Source organism: Pelagibius litoralis (genome assembly GCF_011683915.1).
GTDB classification, from domain to species: Bacteria; Pseudomonadota; Alphaproteobacteria; order Kiloniellales; family Kiloniellaceae; genus Pelagibius; species Pelagibius litoralis.
In genome coordinates, this window is sequence record NZ_JAAQPH010000006.1 from 75,630 (window position 1) to 91,058 (window position 15,429).

The window sequence follows — 15,429 nt, forward strand, 5'->3', positions numbered from 1 at the left end:
GCCTTGCGCTACTCGGCTGCCGCTTTAGGCGTGTCGTCGCCGAGGGGCGGTGTGCGGTCTTCGTCGTCTTCAACGATGCGGTGGGCAGGCAGGCGGAGCGTCACTATGGTGCCTGCACCTTCTTCGCTCTGAACATTGAGGACGCCCTGGTGCATTTCGATCAGTGCCTTGGTCAGCGGCAGGCCGAGCCCCGTGCCCTCATAGCGGCGGTTGAGATTGCTGTCGACCTGACCGAACTGGCGCAGGGCTTTTGGGATGTCTTCTGCGGCCATGCCGATGCCGCTGTCGATCACCTGCAGGACATAGCCGGTATCGCGCCGGCACCAGACCTTCAGGGTAATGCTGCCGTCTCTCTCAGTGAACTTCACCGCGTTGGTCAACAGGTTCAGCAATGCCTGTTTCAGCTTGCGTTCGTCGGCGAAGAGTTGTGGCAGGTCCGCGGCGGGCTCAAACCGCAAGGCAACGCCGGCCTTGTCGGCGCGCGCGGAGATCACCCGCAGAACCGCCTGGGCAAGGGTGGCAACATCCACGACCTCCTCATTCAGTTCGTCAGCGCCCGCTTCGATCTTGGAGAGGTCCAGTATGTCGTTGATGAGGGAAAGCAGATGATGGGCTGCTTCGTGGATGTCCGTCAGGTATTCGCGATACTGCTCGTTGTCGGGGTTTTCCGGGATTGTGGTCAGCATGAGTTCCGAGAAGCCGATGATGGCGTTCAGCGGCGTGCGCAGTTCGTGGCTCATGTTGGCCAGGAACTCGGACTTGGTGCGGTTGGCCGTCTCCGCCAGGTCCTTGGCGCTGCGCAGCTTCTCCTGCAACTCGATCTCTGCGGTGATATCGCGTCCGGTGCCGCGGTAACCCAGGAAAACGCCGTCGGCGTCGAAAGCCGGGGTGCCGCTGATGGCCAGCCAGACTATCTGGCCGTCGGCCTTTTCACGCGGATGGGTGAAGTTGCGGAAGGGACGTTGCGCGGCGAGATCCGCCAGGTGCTGTTCCCAGACCTCCAGGGCCACCCCGGGGATGCCGGTTTCCTGTCGTGTCTTGCCGAGCAGTTCGCGCTCGTCGACGCCCGTTACCTCGGCGAAGCGTTCGGAGAAGAACGAGAAGCGCAGCTTTTCGTCCATCTCCCAGAACCAATCCGAACTCGATTTTGCGAAATCCTCGAAGCGCTGTTCCTCGTTGCGCAGGTCGCTGCGGCGCAGGTCCGCCACGCGGTCGAGCAAGACGTTCAAGGCGGTTACGGTTTCGCCGATCTCATCGCACGGCCGGATGTCCAGCTTGTAGGCGTCGGCGCGGCCCGGATCGGCATGGGCGGCCGTCAGGTTTCGATGGATCGCCAGAAGCGGGGTGAGAACCTCGCGGCCCAGGATCAGGATCGTTGTCACCGAGACAAAGCAGGCAAGAAGCAAGACCAACCCGCCGATGCGCAGGACAAAGGCCTTCAGTTCCCCGTCGATGGCCGTCGTGTCGAGACGCACCGACATCACGAAGGGCAGACCGCTTGCCTTGCCGGGCCAAAGGACCGCGTAGATACCGGAAGCTTCCCGGAGGCGGCGGAAGGTCGTGGCCGGCTCAGGCCCGGCCTGGGCTTCACCCTGACGTACCGTGCTGTCGGGTACCAGGACCACCGGATCGCCTTTAGCGGCGAGCGGCAGGCCGGCCCCATCATAGAGGGCGATGCCGGCCACGCCGACGTTCTGAAAGTCCTGCCAGCTTTCTTCCAGCAGTTGGACCGGGCTCCGCTCGTCTGATGAGACCAGGGTGAACCGGGCCGTCGTCAGGACGTCCTGTTCCATCGCTTCATAGAGCGCGCTGCGCAGATTGAGATAGGAAGGCACCAGGATCGCCGCTTCGACCAGGATGATGCTCAAGGACACAAGCAAAGCGATCCGCCGGCTGAGGCGGGATCTCAGGAAGTTAAGGGCCTGAGCCAGCAAATAAAAACGCGAGGTCATTCTCAGGGTCCCTGCGGCGGGGATTGATAGGAACCCTAGTCAACTTGCCTTCAAGTTTGGTTAAGAGCGGAGCAAAGTCCCATTCTGCCAGTCGCAGAAGGATCGGTTTCCTGCACGAGTCATGAAAAAAACAACCCCTGGCCGAACGGGCGACTGTCATTCGTCTCGGGCGGGCGGTTTGGCTTGGTGACATTGGTATGAGGACGCCCCGACTGCGGGCTGTCGTTTCAGTTGCTGCGGAACCCGCCGAAGCCCCGTTTCTTGGCGTCGGCGAAATCTTCCAGGGCCGCCGCGCGGTCGCCGGACAGTTCGTGGGCCGTGCCGCGGTTGGAATAGGCGCCGGCAAAGCCGGGGTCCAGGAAGATCGCCACATCGAATTTGACGATGGCGCCCCCGTAGTCGGCGCCGGCCAGCAGTTGCCGGCCTTCCAGGTTGAACTGCCTGGCCAGTTCGGGCCGGGTGATGCTGCCGTCGGCCAGGGCCTTGCGGTGTGGTTGCAGCGCTTCCTCGATCCGCGCCTGACGCTCCGCTGCCGGGTCATCGGGCGGCGTGGCAGCTTCCTGGGTCACATCTTCTGGAGCCGCATCTACTGGGGCCGGCTCCTCAGCGGGCGGCAGTGCGGCGACCTGTGGCGGCTCCGCCGCCGGTTCGGGGGCCGCTTCCAGCGGTCTCAGTTTGGGCGGCGCCGGTGGTGGCGGGACGATCGTCTTCGCGGCGGTTCCGGGTTCCGTGCTCTCGGGCGCAGTCGTGCCCGGTAGCGCCGGTTCTGCGGCCGTGGTCGGCGTCTCTGCCGTGGCGCTGTCGTTGCGCAGCGCGGCAAAGGCCGCGGCCACACCCCGCAGTTCGGCGAGCAGCGCCTTGTTGGGCTCCGGATCGCCGGGCAGGGAGGCGAAGTCCTGATAGCGCCCGATTGCCGCAAGAGTTGCGGCATCGACAATGCCGTCGACCGGGCCGGGATCGAAGCCGAGGTCGCGCAGCAGGTTTTCGAATTCAAGCAGATCGGATTGTGCAAGCCCATTGTCCGCGAGGGCCTGCGGTGCAAGGAAGGTCAGACAGGCAAGCAAGCCGGGGGCCAGGGCGCGCGGGAATCCATACATTCCGGTATTTTAGTTGATTTGCCCCGGCTGGCCAGCGCGCTAAAGGCGGGGCCTGGACAGGCTGTAGACCTTCACTCCGGTATGGTGGCCTTGATCTCGATGGAGGCATACCACGCCGCCAGATCGGCAATGTCCTCGTCGCTCAGGTTCTCGGCGATCACCGACATGATCTCATGGGTGCGCTTGCCGGAGCGGAAGGCCTTGAGTTGCGTGATCAGGTAGATGTCGTTTTCGCCGGCAATATGCGGGGCGATGGGAATCCTGGCGATCCCGTCGATCCCATGACAGGTCTGGCACTGACGCGCCTTCTGGCGTCCGGCCTGGGCATCGGCGCCAAACGCACCGTCGGGCAGGGCCATCGCCGTCAGGGCGGCCAGGCCGATCAGCAGGAAAGGCAGCTTGGTCAGAGTCATCTGGCGAACCGATCTTGGTTTTTGGCAAGGGCGGCCGGGCAGGGGCGCCCGGCCGCCGTTTTGCTTATCCGGCTTACTCGCCGCTGTAGGAGATGCGATAGATCGCCCCGGCGAGGTCGTCGGAGACGAGAAGGGAGCCGTCGCGCAGCTGCTTCACGTCCACCGGCCGACCGAGATACTCGCCGTTCTCGTCGATCCAGCCCTCTGCGAAGGGCCTGCTTTCACCCGCCGAGCCATCCTCGTTCACAGCCGTGAACATCACCCGGGCACCCACCGGTGTCGTGCGGTTCCAGGAGCCGTGCTGTGCCGAGAAGATGCCGCCGCGGTACTGTGCCGGGAACATCTTGCCGGTGTAGAAATGCATGCCGAGGTCAGCCGCGTGGGCCACCATGTCGACGGCCGGGAAAACCGTGTCGGCCGGCGGTTCGGAATCGGCATATTCGTTGGTGCGGGTATCGCCGCCGCCGTACCAGGGGAAGCCGAAGTGTTGACCCTTGGCGGTCTGGCGGTTCAGTTCGCCCGGCGGGATATCGTCGCCCATACCGTCGACCTGATTGTCGGTGAACCAGAGTTCGCCGTTGGCCGGGTTGATGTCGAGGCCCACGGAGTTGCGGACGCCGTAGCTGTAGACCTCACGGCCGCTGCCGTCTCGGTTCATGCGGATGATCCCGCCGATACCCTTTTGTGTATAGAGATCCATCTTCTCAGGTGCGAAGACGTTGAAGGGCTGTCCGATGGTGATGTAGAGCTTGTCGTCCGGGCCGATGACGCAGACCCGCGCCGTGTGGTTGTAACTCTCTTCCTCGACCGGGATCAGCTCGCCCTTGGGCACCACGTTGAAGGCGGCGACATCCGGGCTCTCATAGAAGAACTCGGCCGCCGGATAGACCAGCACCCGGTTCTGCTCGGCGATGTAGAGGAAGCCGTCTGTCGAAAAGCAGGGGCCGTTGGGAATAGCGAATTCGATGGAGGGCGCAAAACGCTTCACTTCGTCGGCGACGCGGTCCTTGTTGCGGTCGGTCACCGACCAGACATCGGTCTTGCGGGTGCCGACAAAGGTGACAATGCCCTGAGGACCGACTGCCATGTGGCGGGCATCGGGCACGATGGCATAGAGTTCGATCTTGAAGCCGGCGGGCAGCTTGATGCGCTTCAACGTCTCGCGGATCGCCGCGGCGTTGTCGCCGCCCTGTTCGACGAACTGAAATTCCGTCACACCGGTCTGTTTGAATTCGCCCAGCTTCTCGAGGTTGCTCTGCGCCAAGGCAGGCATGGCAAACAGCGTCGCAGCGACGGTGGCGGCGAGCGATTTGGCGGGCATGGCTCTGAACATAGTGAGACTCCTCCCGTAGATTTTTTTGTTTATGGCTTAAGCCTAGCCGGATTGGCCGACCAGAGGTAGTAGGACGATACTACGCTTCACCGTGGGTGCAGTGATGGAATCGGTGCAAACAAGCCATTTCCTGTATGTGCTCTTTTTTCGCATCCGCCTCTGGTCTGTTTGCCAAACCAGAGGCGGATGCGAAAAAAGGCCCGGTGCGGAGTGCACCGGGCCCGTCGTTTTCGACTGCGCAGTGGCGTTACTGCACCTTGCGCTGCTTCATTACCGGCGGCGGGCAGTCGTAGGGACACCCGCCGGTGGCCTTGAAGGCCGGGGTCTTCAGAACGGGTACCGCAACCACGGCAGGCTTGCGATGCCGCAGGCGTTTGATTTCTCGCGGCTCCGCAGTGGTGTTGCCGTTGGCGGCTTTGAGCTGCTGGCCGGTGCTCATCACAAAGCTGTTCTGCAGTTGATAGCGCACGCGGGTCATCGGGCGCAGGTCGCCGTTTTCGGCATGGCTGTCGTAGTACAGGAACGGCAGGCCGGAGCTGGGCTGGCTTGCCGAACAGCTGCCGTAGAACTCGGTACGGCTGTCGAGCTCCTTGTCGAGGCTGACGTAGACCGGCCCGTTATTGCCCGCGTCCTCGATCGCGGCGATGCCGGTCGAGACGACCTTGTCGAAGTCCCAGGGCTCCTGCTCCAGAGCCTGTTCCCAGGTGTTCTGGTCGTAGGGCAGGTCGCCAGGGCTCACCAACTCGAACTCGTAATTGAAGACGTCGTTGCCGCGTACGCGGATACCGGCCTCGTGCACCCGATAGTTCGCCGGGCAGTTCACGGAAAAGCGCAGCTTGATGAACTTGTTGAAGGCGGTGCCGGCGGGCACGTAGGCGCTGTCGCCGATATAGTTGAAGCCCATGTTCCCGGTAAAGCCGGAAATCTGCTTCAACTGCACGAAACTGTTGTTACCGCCGCCTGGGGTGGCAACCGATTCCGAGGCTCCGAAGGGCCCGGCCTGGCTTGCGGCGGTGGAGGAAAGAAGAACGGCGAGCGCGGCGAGCGCGGTCTTCGGCACTGAAAAACGATACTGGGTCATAGCGGTGTCCTTTCAGGAAATGGACGGTGCCCAATTGCGGCGGCTGTCCCCATCTGTCGGGGCCGCCTCGGCTAAGGTTCAGTGGCAAAAGAGGTAGGCCGCTCGTCGACAGGCCTTGCGTGGCCGGGTCAGGCGTTCAGGAGAAAGGGCAGCAGCCCCGCCAGGGTGCCGGTGGGGTCCTCCTCCGGGCTGAAATGGCCGGAATCCGTGGTTGAACCGGTGACATTCTCTGCCCAGTTGCGCCAGATACCCAGGGGGTCGCCGGCCTTGGCGGGAAAGCCGGCCTGGCCCCAGATGAAGTGCAGGGGCGCGGCAATCTTTCGCCCGGCAGCAAGGTCTGCCTCGTCGTCGGCGCGGTCGCAGGTCGCGCCGGCGCGATAGTCCTCGCAGAGTGCATGAAGCCGTGCCGGGTCGCGAAAGGCGCTGCGGTAGAGTTCCAGCGCCCTTGTGTCGAAGACCGCGAGGTCCCTGTCCCGGGTCCAGGAAGCAAGGGTGTGATCGAGGTAATCGTCGGCATGACTGCCGATCAGGCGCTCGGGCAGGGGGGCCGGTTGTGCCAGGAAGGGCCAGTGGTAGGCCTTCAGCGCCATCTCGGCGGAAAAGCTGGCCCACATCACCTGGGTCGGAACCACCTCGATGATGGCAAGCCTCTCCACGGCTTCCGGGTGATCGAAGGCCAGACGATAGGCGACCCTGGCGCCCCGGTCGTGGCCGGCCAGCCGAAAAGACCGGTGCCCCAGGCCCTGCATCACCGCCACGATGTCTTCCGCCATGCGGCGCTTGGAGTAGTTCCTGTGTTCCGGATCGTCGCCGGGGATACCGCTCTGGCCGTAGCCGCGCAGGTCCGGCAGCACACAGGTGAAATGCTCCGCCAAGCTCGGCGCGACGCGGTGCCAGGTCGCATGACACTGAGGGTAGCCATGGAGCAGTACCAGCGGCGGGCCGTCTCCACCGATCCGGCAGTAGATCTCTGTGTCGGCGCCGGTGCAGCGTTCTTCGCGGAAGCCGGGAAACAAATCGTCTGACGTCATGCTTCTTTCCCTGCGCTCGAAGGTTTCTCCAGGCGGCAGGCTAGCGGTCCGGAGCCCCTTTGCTCAAGACGTTAGACGTCAGGTGACGGTCGACGGCCGTGTGAGGACATAGAGCGCGCCGAGAAGAATCAAGCCGAGGCCGGCCATCGATATCAGCAGCGAGGATGACAGCAGGACCAGGATTGTCGCGGCGAGGGTCATGCCCAGCAGGGCGGCGCGTTTGGACTTGGCCTGGATGACGCCGTGCAGAAGAAAGTCCTCGACAGCCGGGCCGACGACCGGCCAGGCGAAGATCCTGCGCTGCATGGCCGGGCAGCTCTTGGCAAAACAGGCGGCGGCGGCGATCCAGAAAATCGTAGTCGGCAGAACCGGCAGCACAAGGCCGACGAGGCCGATCACGAAAAAGCCGTAGCCGGCCCCGGTCCAGGCCCAGGCTACACGGCTGCGGTCCGCCTCTTCGGCGGATTTGCCGGCGGTCTGTTCAACCGCTTCCCGTGTTGCTGCGTCGCCGGTCATCGTCTGGAATCTCGTATTTTCTTGGGTCATCGGGCCCCCGGCCCCAGCCCAAAAAAATGGGCTTGAGGAGAAGATGGTCAAAAGAGGGGAACTATACCAATGGAATCTTTCGATTAGATTGATTGGCCAGGCCGATAATGGCGCCGATAACCTCAGGATCAGGCGCTATCGAAGCTTTTTTGGTTGATCAGAGCCCGGGGCGGTTCGCTTTCGCCCGGCAGCAAGGGCATGAGCTCGAGGTCGTCTGTCACCAGTACTTTCACCGGACTTTGCCGTGCCGCAGCATCGTCCAGGTAGCTTTGCAGGGCTTTCAGGGCGGGGTCTTCGATAAAGTAGAAGCCGGCCAGAACGGGTGTCGGGAAGCCGCGGTCGAATTCGAGGTTGTAGAGGCGATAGGGTGGCCGCTTGTTTGGTATCCGGCTGGCCTGACCTGTACGGCTGCCGACCGGACCGCTCTCGCGCCGTTGCGCAATCTTTTTTGCGTCGATGAGGTTGGTGCTCAGAATGGCGCCGGGTTGAATCTCCGTCGGCAAGGCTGCGTAGGCTTCGCCCCTGCTTTTCAGGAGTTCCCGGCGGGCTGTTGAGAAGCGGCGCGCGGAGAAACTGGCGGCAAGAGCAATCACGAATGCGCCGCCCAGGTAGGCGCCGAGAACGGGCAAATGATCGACAACAAAAGCCAGGGCGAGACTCTCTGTGTCCTGCAGGCGCTGTTGGCCGGAGGCGGTCAGTTCCAAGCCTGCCTCATAGGCGATCTGCAGGCTGCCGCCGGTGGTTATCAGAACGAAGAGCAATGCGCTGCCCCCGCCCAGCAGTCCATAGACCAGAAGCTGCTTCAGGGATGATGCCGCCCAGGCCGTTGCCAGGCGCGGGTCGTCGGTGGACATCTGATAGAGTTGGTATCGCAGAACTCTGGCGAAGCCTTGCGCCCGCCGACGGCCCAGGCCGCCCTCGTAGACGGTGAAGACCCCCCAGCCGGGATGATCCGGGCAGAGGAAGCGTGTTTCTCCATCAAGGCCGTGGCCCAGAAAGACGTAGCGCTCGATCCGCATCCACCAGTCCCGTATCGGCTGCACGATATGAAACAGAAGCGACGAGACTGCGACGATGCAGCAAAACTGGATGAAAAGGGCGACGCCCAGCGGCACCGCCGGCCCTTCCCGCAGGCCCTGTGTGAGCACGGAGAGGTAATCGCTTGCAAACTGGGTCTCTGTCCAGCGGTCGGCGAGGAGAACCAGCAGACCATAGGGAACCGCCAGGTAGAGGCACAGAAAGAACACCGCCTTCAGATAGGCCAGGGGACTGTGGGTCGCCGGTCCGCTGTGCCGGTCGCCCCGGCGCCTTACGCTACTCATTCGCCAACCTCGGCTAGGGATTCGGACAGGGGGCGGATCCTTGCATGCGGATCGACCCAGACGCGCACTTTGCCATCAGTGGCAGCAGCCCGTTCCAGGCCGGCATAAACCGGGCAGTCGGGACTTGCGGCCAATGAGAAGCCCAGGACCACCGGCGGCTCAAATCGGCCGGCGATCTCCAGGCTGTAGCCTACATGGGGCGTATGATACCAGACCGGATCGATCCGGCTGCGTTCGATGATGCGGCCATCCAGGATCTCGCCGCTTTGTACACGTGGCCTGGCCGTCGCGTTCGGACGGGTCTCTTCGTAATAGACCAGCAGGCTGTGGCGCCGCCATAGCGCCGCCAAACCCAACGCCAAGGTGGCGGCAAATGCCAAGGCGAGGCCGGGCATGGAAGGCAGCAGAACCTGGTCCGCATAGATCATTTGCAGCGGCAGAAAGAACCCGTTCTCGGGCAGGCGTGGCGCTCTCAGCACCTCAAATATCATCGATGGCAGGAATGCCAGTCCGACGAAGATGAAAATCAGCCAAAAGGTGATCAGGCTGATGATCAGCTGCTCGACGCCGTGGTGCAGCCCGGTCTCCTGGTGTTCCAGGCGAAGGCCGGCATCGTCCAGCAGGTGATAGCGGAAGAGGTGCCGAAAACTCTGTGCGCTGGGGTTTCCCGCGTCATTGGTCTTGAAGGTCATCAGGGCTTTGCCGGCCCGGGGGTATTCGACGTAGTACCGGGCGCCCGAAAAGGTCTCTCCCAGATAAAGGCCGCACCGCAGGCCGCCATTGCGCGCGACAGCCCGGGTCAGCCAATTGCCGAATGTCAGACCGACAATGGTCAGGAACAAGAGGCACAGCAGTCCGATGACGGTGAGTGAGAGCGGGATGCCGATATTGTCTGTCATTGATGAACGGCGAAGTACCGCCGGCAGGTGCGCACCAAAGACCGCTGTGAAACCCTGATCCAGAAAGTACAGAAAAACGCCGGCTGGCAGAAGCGCCATCGGGTACTTTATCGCCTGCATGCTCCACCCCTCTGAAAGACTGTTCTTGAGAGGCGAGCGCTTGTCGCGCAGTCTTCTCCTCTGGGCCTTAGTCGCCAGGGGCGGCAGAAAGGTTCATTGCCGGATTTCGTTGGGAGAAGTTGCGTTTGCCGGGCGGGCCTGCTACGGCCCATGCTGCACGTTAAAAGGGAGATTCGCTAAATGTACCGACCCATGATCGTGATCCTGACGCTGTTTTTGGCTGCCGGCTGCGCCGCGGTGAATCCGCAGAGCGAAACCGACAGTTCGGCCATTCTTCCGATCGAAATTCAGGCCGCTCTGAAGCCTGGGCAAGGCGCGTTTGCGCCCGATCAGTTCTATTTGACGGCTGCGGCGTCACGGGCCGGCTACGACAAGATCCTGCTCGATCCCTTGCTTTACTATGCGCCCCTGGAGCAGATGCGCCTGGTGTCTTCCGGTGACCGGCAGATCCTGCTGAATAACTTCTACATCCTGCTCAATCAGGAACTGGCCAAAGACTTCACTATCGTGCGCTACCCCCAACCCGGCGCCGCGCGAGTCCAGTTCGCCCTTCTTCCCGTGACCCGCGATGCGGTGGCGCTGGATACCGTATCAACGGCACTTCGCGATGCGGACGAGAGCGCCGTCGTGCGTGACCTGCTTGCCAGCCCGCTTCTCAAAGGCCGGGCCTACATCGTCGAAGCGGAGTGGACCGATTCCCTGAGCGGCGCGGTTCTCGGCGCGACGGTAGACCGCCATTTCGGAAGGAAGACGATCGATGTGGCGCAGATCAGGAACTGGGCCGACGTTAACCTGCTGCTGCAGGACTATGCGGCCTTGGTGCGCTATCGCCTCTGCCGCTTTCGCGATGCCCGGAACTGCATTGAGCCGCCGGAGGCGATGCGCTGACGGGTCGTTCGAAGCGCGAAAAGCCCTCTTCCTCAATTGGTTAACCATTATGGTTAAAATTCTCCGCATTAAGGGTTACACTGACGATTGAATGGGGGGCCGTTCTGATCGAGGGCGTGGGCTGCCGATAAGCAATTTCCGCGGTTATTGTCTCGACGGACGGCTGAGAAGTCGTATGCGGGGGGGACCGCTTGACCTTCCTTGGCAAGCTTGCCGGCGGTGTGCTGCGCGGACAGGGTTGGCCGCGCTCTACGCCGCTTCTTCGCGGATGCCTTTCCGCAGCGGCGCTCGTGGCCTCGGTCGACGGCACCCTCTCGCTTGCCAAGCGCAACCGGCTTGACCAGATCCTCGATGAGCTGAGCGGCGCCCAGAGTTTCGATCTTCATCGCGCCGTCGAATTCTTCGAAAGCGAGCTGGGGCGCATCCGTGCCGATGGCCGGGCCGGGCGGTCGGCTGCGCTTGGCAATCTCCAAAAAACAGCCGGCGATGAGGGGGCGGTCGCTCTCGTTTTGCGGGTCGCCCAGGCCATCGCCCTGGCCGATGGTGCCGCAAGCCCGCATGCAAAATCGGCCGTCGGCGATATTGCCGCCGCTCTGTCCGCGCCTGCCCCCGACTTATCGCAGGCGGCGGCACCGCAGAGCGGCGCTGCCCGGGTTATCGTGATCGGCAATGAAAAGGGCGGCACCGGCAAGTCGACGGCGGCCATCCACATCGCCACCGGTCTGGCGGTGCAGGGAAAGGCGGTGGCCTGCCTCGATCTGGACGGGCGTCAGGCGACCCTGTCGCGTTTTCTGCAGTATCGCAGCGCCAGCGGCAATGCTCTGTCCGCTGGTCTGGCGGTGCCGCGGTATCGGCGGATCGAGCCCTCTGCGGCGCCGGAGCGGGCGCAGGGGGAACAGGAAGAGCGCTCTCTCTTTGAAGCAGCAATGACCGAGTTGCGGGCTTGTGAAGCGATCGTCATCGATACGCCGGGCTACAACAGTCATCTTGCCCGCCTGGCTCATGCCCGGGCCAATGTCGTGGTGACGCCGATCAATGACAGTTTCATTGACATTGATGCCTTGGCCGACATCGACCGCGAACGCCATGAGGTCAGGGCGCCCAGCAACTACTGCCGGATGGTCTGGCAGGAAAAAGAGGACCGGGCCTTAAGGGGCGGCGCGGCGTTGGATTGGATTGTCACGCGCAATCGGGTCGGACAACTGGATAGCCGCAACACGCGTGAGATGGCCGCCCTACTGGATGTGCTTGCACGGCGCATGGGGTTTCACCTGGAGCCCGGCTTCAGCGAGCGGGTGGTGTTTCGTGAGCTGTTCTTCCGCGGCATGACGCTTTTCGATCTCGCCGAAGAGGATGTAGCACGCAGCGGACGGGCCAGCCTGAAGCGTGCCAAGTCGGAGGCCGCTTCCTTCCTGGCGGCGGTTACTGCGCCGGCAGATCATAATACCAAGGCGCAAAGAGACTGAAGGCGATCCAGACGAGAAAGATCAACGGCAGGCCCACTCTGACGAAATCCATGAAGCGGTAGTTGCCGGGTGTCATCACCACAAGGTTGGTCTGATATCCAATCGGCGACGCGAAGGAGCAGTTGGAGGCGAAAATCACCGCGACGGCAAAAGGCTCCACCGGCAGGTTCAGGGCATAGGCCAGATCGACGGCGATCGGCGTGAAGAGGACAGCTGTGGCCTTGGTGCTCAGGACATTCGAGAGCAGGGCGAGCAGCAGGAAGAAAGCCGAGAGGATCTGGGCCGGCGTTGCGCCGCTGAGCATCCCCATCATGGCGTCGGCCAGGAATTGCGCACCGCCGGTTGCCTGCATCGCCCCGCCCAAGGCAAGCGCCATGGCAATGGTCAGGATGATCTTGCGGTCGAGCACCCGCAGCGCATCGCCCAATGAGAGGATTCGGGTGGCGATCATCGCTGTCGCCCCGCAAAAAGCCGCCAGGGCGATGGGGATCAGTCCGCTGGCGGAGGCGGCGATGACGCCCAGGAAGATGATGGCGGCGGTTCGCTGATGCTGGGGTGTCACCAAAGGCTGGCGCGACCACTCCATGAGGACGACGCTGCGTTCGCCCCGCAGGTGGTCGACGTCCTCGGGCCGTCCTTGGATCAACAGGACGTCGCCGTCTTTCAGGGGAATCCGGGTGATGCGCTCGCGCAGCATGCGGCTGCGCCGCTCGATACCCAGGACGATGCAGTGGTGCTTGTAGCGGAAGCCGATCTCTTCGAGGGTGTGGCCGACGATCTCGGAATCCGGACGGATCATGACCTCTGCCTGAACCTGCCCGCCTGCGAGCCACGGCGGGCGCCTGCCTTCTTCGCCTGGTTCCTCGCTCGTGGCCTCACCACCAGAGGTCTCGGCCACGAGTTCGGGGTGCAGCAGTTCAGGCTCGCCCTTGACAAGGCTTGCCAGCGCCGAGCGGGTGGCTGCAATCATGATCAGGTCGTTGACCTCCAGAACGACATCCTCGAAAGGCGGCAGAACCGCCTGTTCGCCGCGCTGGATCATCAGAATTGTGATGTTGGGCAGGGCGGGAAAGATGCCGCCGACCGGCGCCAGGCCGACGAGGCGGGAGCCGGCGGTTACTGAAACCTGAGCAACGAAATGACGGCTCTGTTCCTCGATACCACCCTGGCTGGCCGGGCGGTCGGGCAGCAGGCGCGGGGCAATCAGAAGAAGGTAGGCCAGGCCGCAAACCGCCATCACGAGACCGGGGATGGTGAAGTCGAAGAATCCGAAAGCCTCTTCGCCCAGCTCGTCCAGTTCCAGCGACACCAGCAGGTTGGTGGAGGAGCCGATCAGGGTCGTCATGCCGCCAAGCACGGAGGCGTAGCTCAGCAGCATCATGTAGCGGCTGGGGGACTGCCGGAAACGCTTTGTCAGGCTTTGCATGATGGGGATGAAGAGCACCACCACGGGGATGTTGTTGAGAACGGCGCTGAAGACCATGACGACGACCAGCATCAAGGTGACAGCGACAAAGGGGTTGGAGCGTGTCCATTGGATAACGGTGTTGGCCGCCAGGTCCAGCATGCCGGTGCGGGTCAATCCCTCGCCGAGGACAAGCAGGCCAAGAACCGCGATCAGGGCCGGGTTGGCAAACCCGGAGAGGAGATGCCGCAGATCCAGAAGGTCGCTGCCATTCTCGTCGATGACGGGAAAGAAGTGAAAAAACAGAATCAGCAAGGCAATCGTGGAGAGCGAGGTCAGCTCAATCGAAACCGCCTCCGTCGTCAGGAGCGCCAACACCACCACGACCAGGACGAAGAGAAAGCCCATTTGGAAGGGCGCCAGGAGATCGGCAGAAATCATCGGTCGAGGTTTACTCCAGAGGGTCGGTCCGGGCTTGTGGGAAACATTGGATGGAACGCGGTTCTGTCCGGCGGTTCGATTCTTTGTCGACCTGCTTCAGAGAGTTTACCGCAGATTGCGGACACGGCGAGCACTCACCTGCGGCCCCCACGAAACGTGCCTTTCCGGTGCAAACCATGGCCATCTTGCGCAGCCTGTTGACGCCAATTGCGAAGCGCGCCTAGATTAAAGCATATTGTATGAGGAATAGATCTGCCTATGGGGGCCTGCGGGAAGCGGGGCGCAGACCGGCCTTCCGACGCCTCGTGATCAGGCGTGGTCCGGGCGCAAGATCCAGTAAGACAAAACGAATAAACAAATAATCAAAACGGAGGAGGAACCCATGAAAAAGGGAAAAATGAAGAAGCAGGCTGCGGTGCTCGGGCTTTTGGCCGGGCTGGCCTTTGCGGCACCGGCGGAGGCGGCGGATATGTCCTGCGAGGGCAAGCGGTTTGTTTTCTTCCCCGGCGGCCCGGAAGGCGGGTCCTTCGCATCCATCGTCTACAATGGGGCCGTTCTGGCGGCAGAACACACCGGTTGTCAGGTGGACTATGTCTGGTCCGACTGGAACCCGGCGAAGATGGTGCAGCAGTTCAAGGAGGCGATCGCCCGGCGCCCCGACGGTATCGCCCTCATGGGGCACCCTGGCGAAGCCGCGCTCGGCAACCTGGTCGACGAAGCGCGCTCCAAAGGGATCATTGTCACCACACAGAACGTCGACCTGCCGGATTCCGAAGGCAAGTACAAGGCTGACGGCATGGGCTATGTCGGCGCGACGCTTTATCAGGCCGGCAGCTTTCTGGGCCAGGGCACGGTGAAGACCTGCGGCCTGAAGTCCGGCGACGAGGCCCTGGTCTGGGGCTTGCTGGGGCAGGAGGCGCGGGGTCAGCGCACCAAGGGCGTGATCGACGCCCTGGAGGCCGCCGGCGTGAAGGTTTCCTATCTCGAAATCTCCGACTCCACGAACAAGGATGCGGCGACGGGTACGCCGGTCTTTGCCAGCTTCGCGGCCAGCCATCCCGGCCTGAAGGCGGTGGTGACCGACCACGGCGCCCTGACCGCGACCCTCGGCACCTATCTGCGGACCGCCGGCAAGAAGCCGGACGAGGTCTGCGGCGCCGGCTTCGATCTTTCCGCCGCGACGGCACAGGGCATCGAAGAGGGCTACATCGATGTGGTGCTCGACCAGCAGCCTTTCCTGCAGGGGTATCTGCCGATCGTGCAGCTGTATCTCACCGCCAAGTTCGGCTTTGCCGGGATGAACGTGGATACCGGTGCGGCACTGATCACGGCAGGCAACATCGACATGGTCGCCCCGCTGGCGGCGGAAGCCATTCGCTAAGCGTTACGCTTTGCAAAGGGTGGGGGGCAGGCAGGGCCTGCTCCCCCATCCTGA

General features: G+C 62.9%; 13 protein-coding genes. 3 read left to right on the top strand and 10 right to left on the bottom strand.

From position 1 onward, the window contains the following. Positions 1-8 precede the first annotated feature (8 nt). The 9 genes from HBA54_RS09415 to HBA54_RS09455 form a co-directional block, all read right to left on the bottom strand. The gene (locus HBA54_RS09415) at positions 9-1,952 is read right to left on the bottom strand and encodes a sensor histidine kinase (protein WP_167223786.1); all 1,944 of its coding nucleotides are present in this window, start codon (positions 1,950-1,952) and stop codon (positions 9-11) included. 227 nt (positions 1,953-2,179) lie between these two features. Then, the gene (locus HBA54_RS09420; RefSeq protein WP_167223788.1) at positions 2,180-3,049 is read right to left on the bottom strand and encodes a peptidoglycan-binding domain-containing protein; all 870 of its coding nucleotides are present in this window, start codon (positions 3,047-3,049) and stop codon (positions 2,180-2,182) included. Positions 3,050-3,120: 71 nt separating this feature from the next. Next, the gene (locus HBA54_RS09425; protein ID WP_205944528.1) at positions 3,121-3,462 is read right to left on the bottom strand and encodes a c-type cytochrome; all 342 of its coding nucleotides are present in this window, start codon (positions 3,460-3,462) and stop codon (positions 3,121-3,123) included. Positions 3,463-3,535: 73 nt separating this feature from the next. Next, on the bottom strand, positions 3,536-4,795 hold the full coding sequence (locus HBA54_RS09430; RefSeq protein ID WP_205944529.1) for a PQQ-dependent sugar dehydrogenase: 1,260 nt from the start codon (positions 4,793-4,795) through the stop codon (positions 3,536-3,538). Positions 4,796-5,042: 247 nt separating this feature from the next. Beyond that, positions 5,043-5,876, bottom strand: coding sequence for a hypothetical protein (locus HBA54_RS09435; protein WP_167223806.1), 834 nt, complete (start codon positions 5,874-5,876; stop codon positions 5,043-5,045). A 128-nt stretch (positions 5,877-6,004) separates the two neighbouring features. Then, the gene (locus HBA54_RS09440; protein ID WP_167223808.1) at positions 6,005-6,907 is read right to left on the bottom strand and encodes an alpha/beta fold hydrolase; all 903 of its coding nucleotides are present in this window, start codon (positions 6,905-6,907) and stop codon (positions 6,005-6,007) included. A gap of 78 nt (positions 6,908-6,985) precedes the next feature. Next, complete coding sequence (locus HBA54_RS09445; RefSeq protein ID WP_167223810.1) at positions 6,986-7,453, bottom strand: YbaN family protein; 468 nt, start codon at positions 7,451-7,453, stop codon at positions 6,986-6,988. Positions 7,454-7,581: 128 nt separating this feature from the next. Beyond that, positions 7,582-8,775 (bottom strand): hypothetical protein, encoded by a 1,194-nt coding sequence (locus HBA54_RS09450; protein WP_167223812.1) that lies wholly within the window; start codon positions 8,773-8,775, stop codon positions 7,582-7,584. Beyond that, positions 8,772-9,794: a hypothetical protein gene (locus HBA54_RS09455; protein WP_167223814.1), complete on the bottom strand. Its 1,023-nt coding sequence runs from the start codon at positions 9,792-9,794 to the stop codon at positions 8,772-8,774. The genes HBA54_RS09450 and HBA54_RS09455 overlap by 4 nt, the downstream gene beginning before the upstream one ends. Positions 9,795-9,974: 180 nt before the next feature. Here HBA54_RS09455 and HBA54_RS09460 point away from each other — a divergent pair, with 180 nt between their 5' ends. Further along, on the top strand, positions 9,975-10,682 hold the full coding sequence (locus tag HBA54_RS09460; protein ID WP_167223816.1) for a DUF3313 family protein: 708 nt from the start codon (positions 9,975-9,977) through the stop codon (positions 10,680-10,682). 191 nt (positions 10,683-10,873) lie between these two features. Beyond that, the gene (locus HBA54_RS09465) at positions 10,874-12,148 is read left to right on the top strand and encodes a division plane positioning ATPase MipZ (RefSeq protein ID WP_167223817.1); all 1,275 of its coding nucleotides are present in this window, start codon (positions 10,874-10,876) and stop codon (positions 12,146-12,148) included. On the opposite strand, the gene HBA54_RS09470 is transcribed toward HBA54_RS09465, so the two are convergent. Then, the gene (locus HBA54_RS09470) at positions 12,105-13,994 is read right to left on the bottom strand and encodes an SLC13 family permease (RefSeq protein WP_167223819.1); all 1,890 of its coding nucleotides are present in this window, start codon (positions 13,992-13,994) and stop codon (positions 12,105-12,107) included. The genes HBA54_RS09465 and HBA54_RS09470 overlap by 44 nt on opposite strands. 382 nt (positions 13,995-14,376) lie before the next feature. On the opposite strand from HBA54_RS09470, the gene HBA54_RS09475 reads away from it, so the two are divergent. Then, positions 14,377-15,375 (top strand): sugar ABC transporter substrate-binding protein, encoded by a 999-nt coding sequence (locus HBA54_RS09475; RefSeq protein WP_205944530.1) that lies wholly within the window; start codon positions 14,377-14,379, stop codon positions 15,373-15,375. Positions 15,376-15,429: the final 54 nt, after the last annotated feature.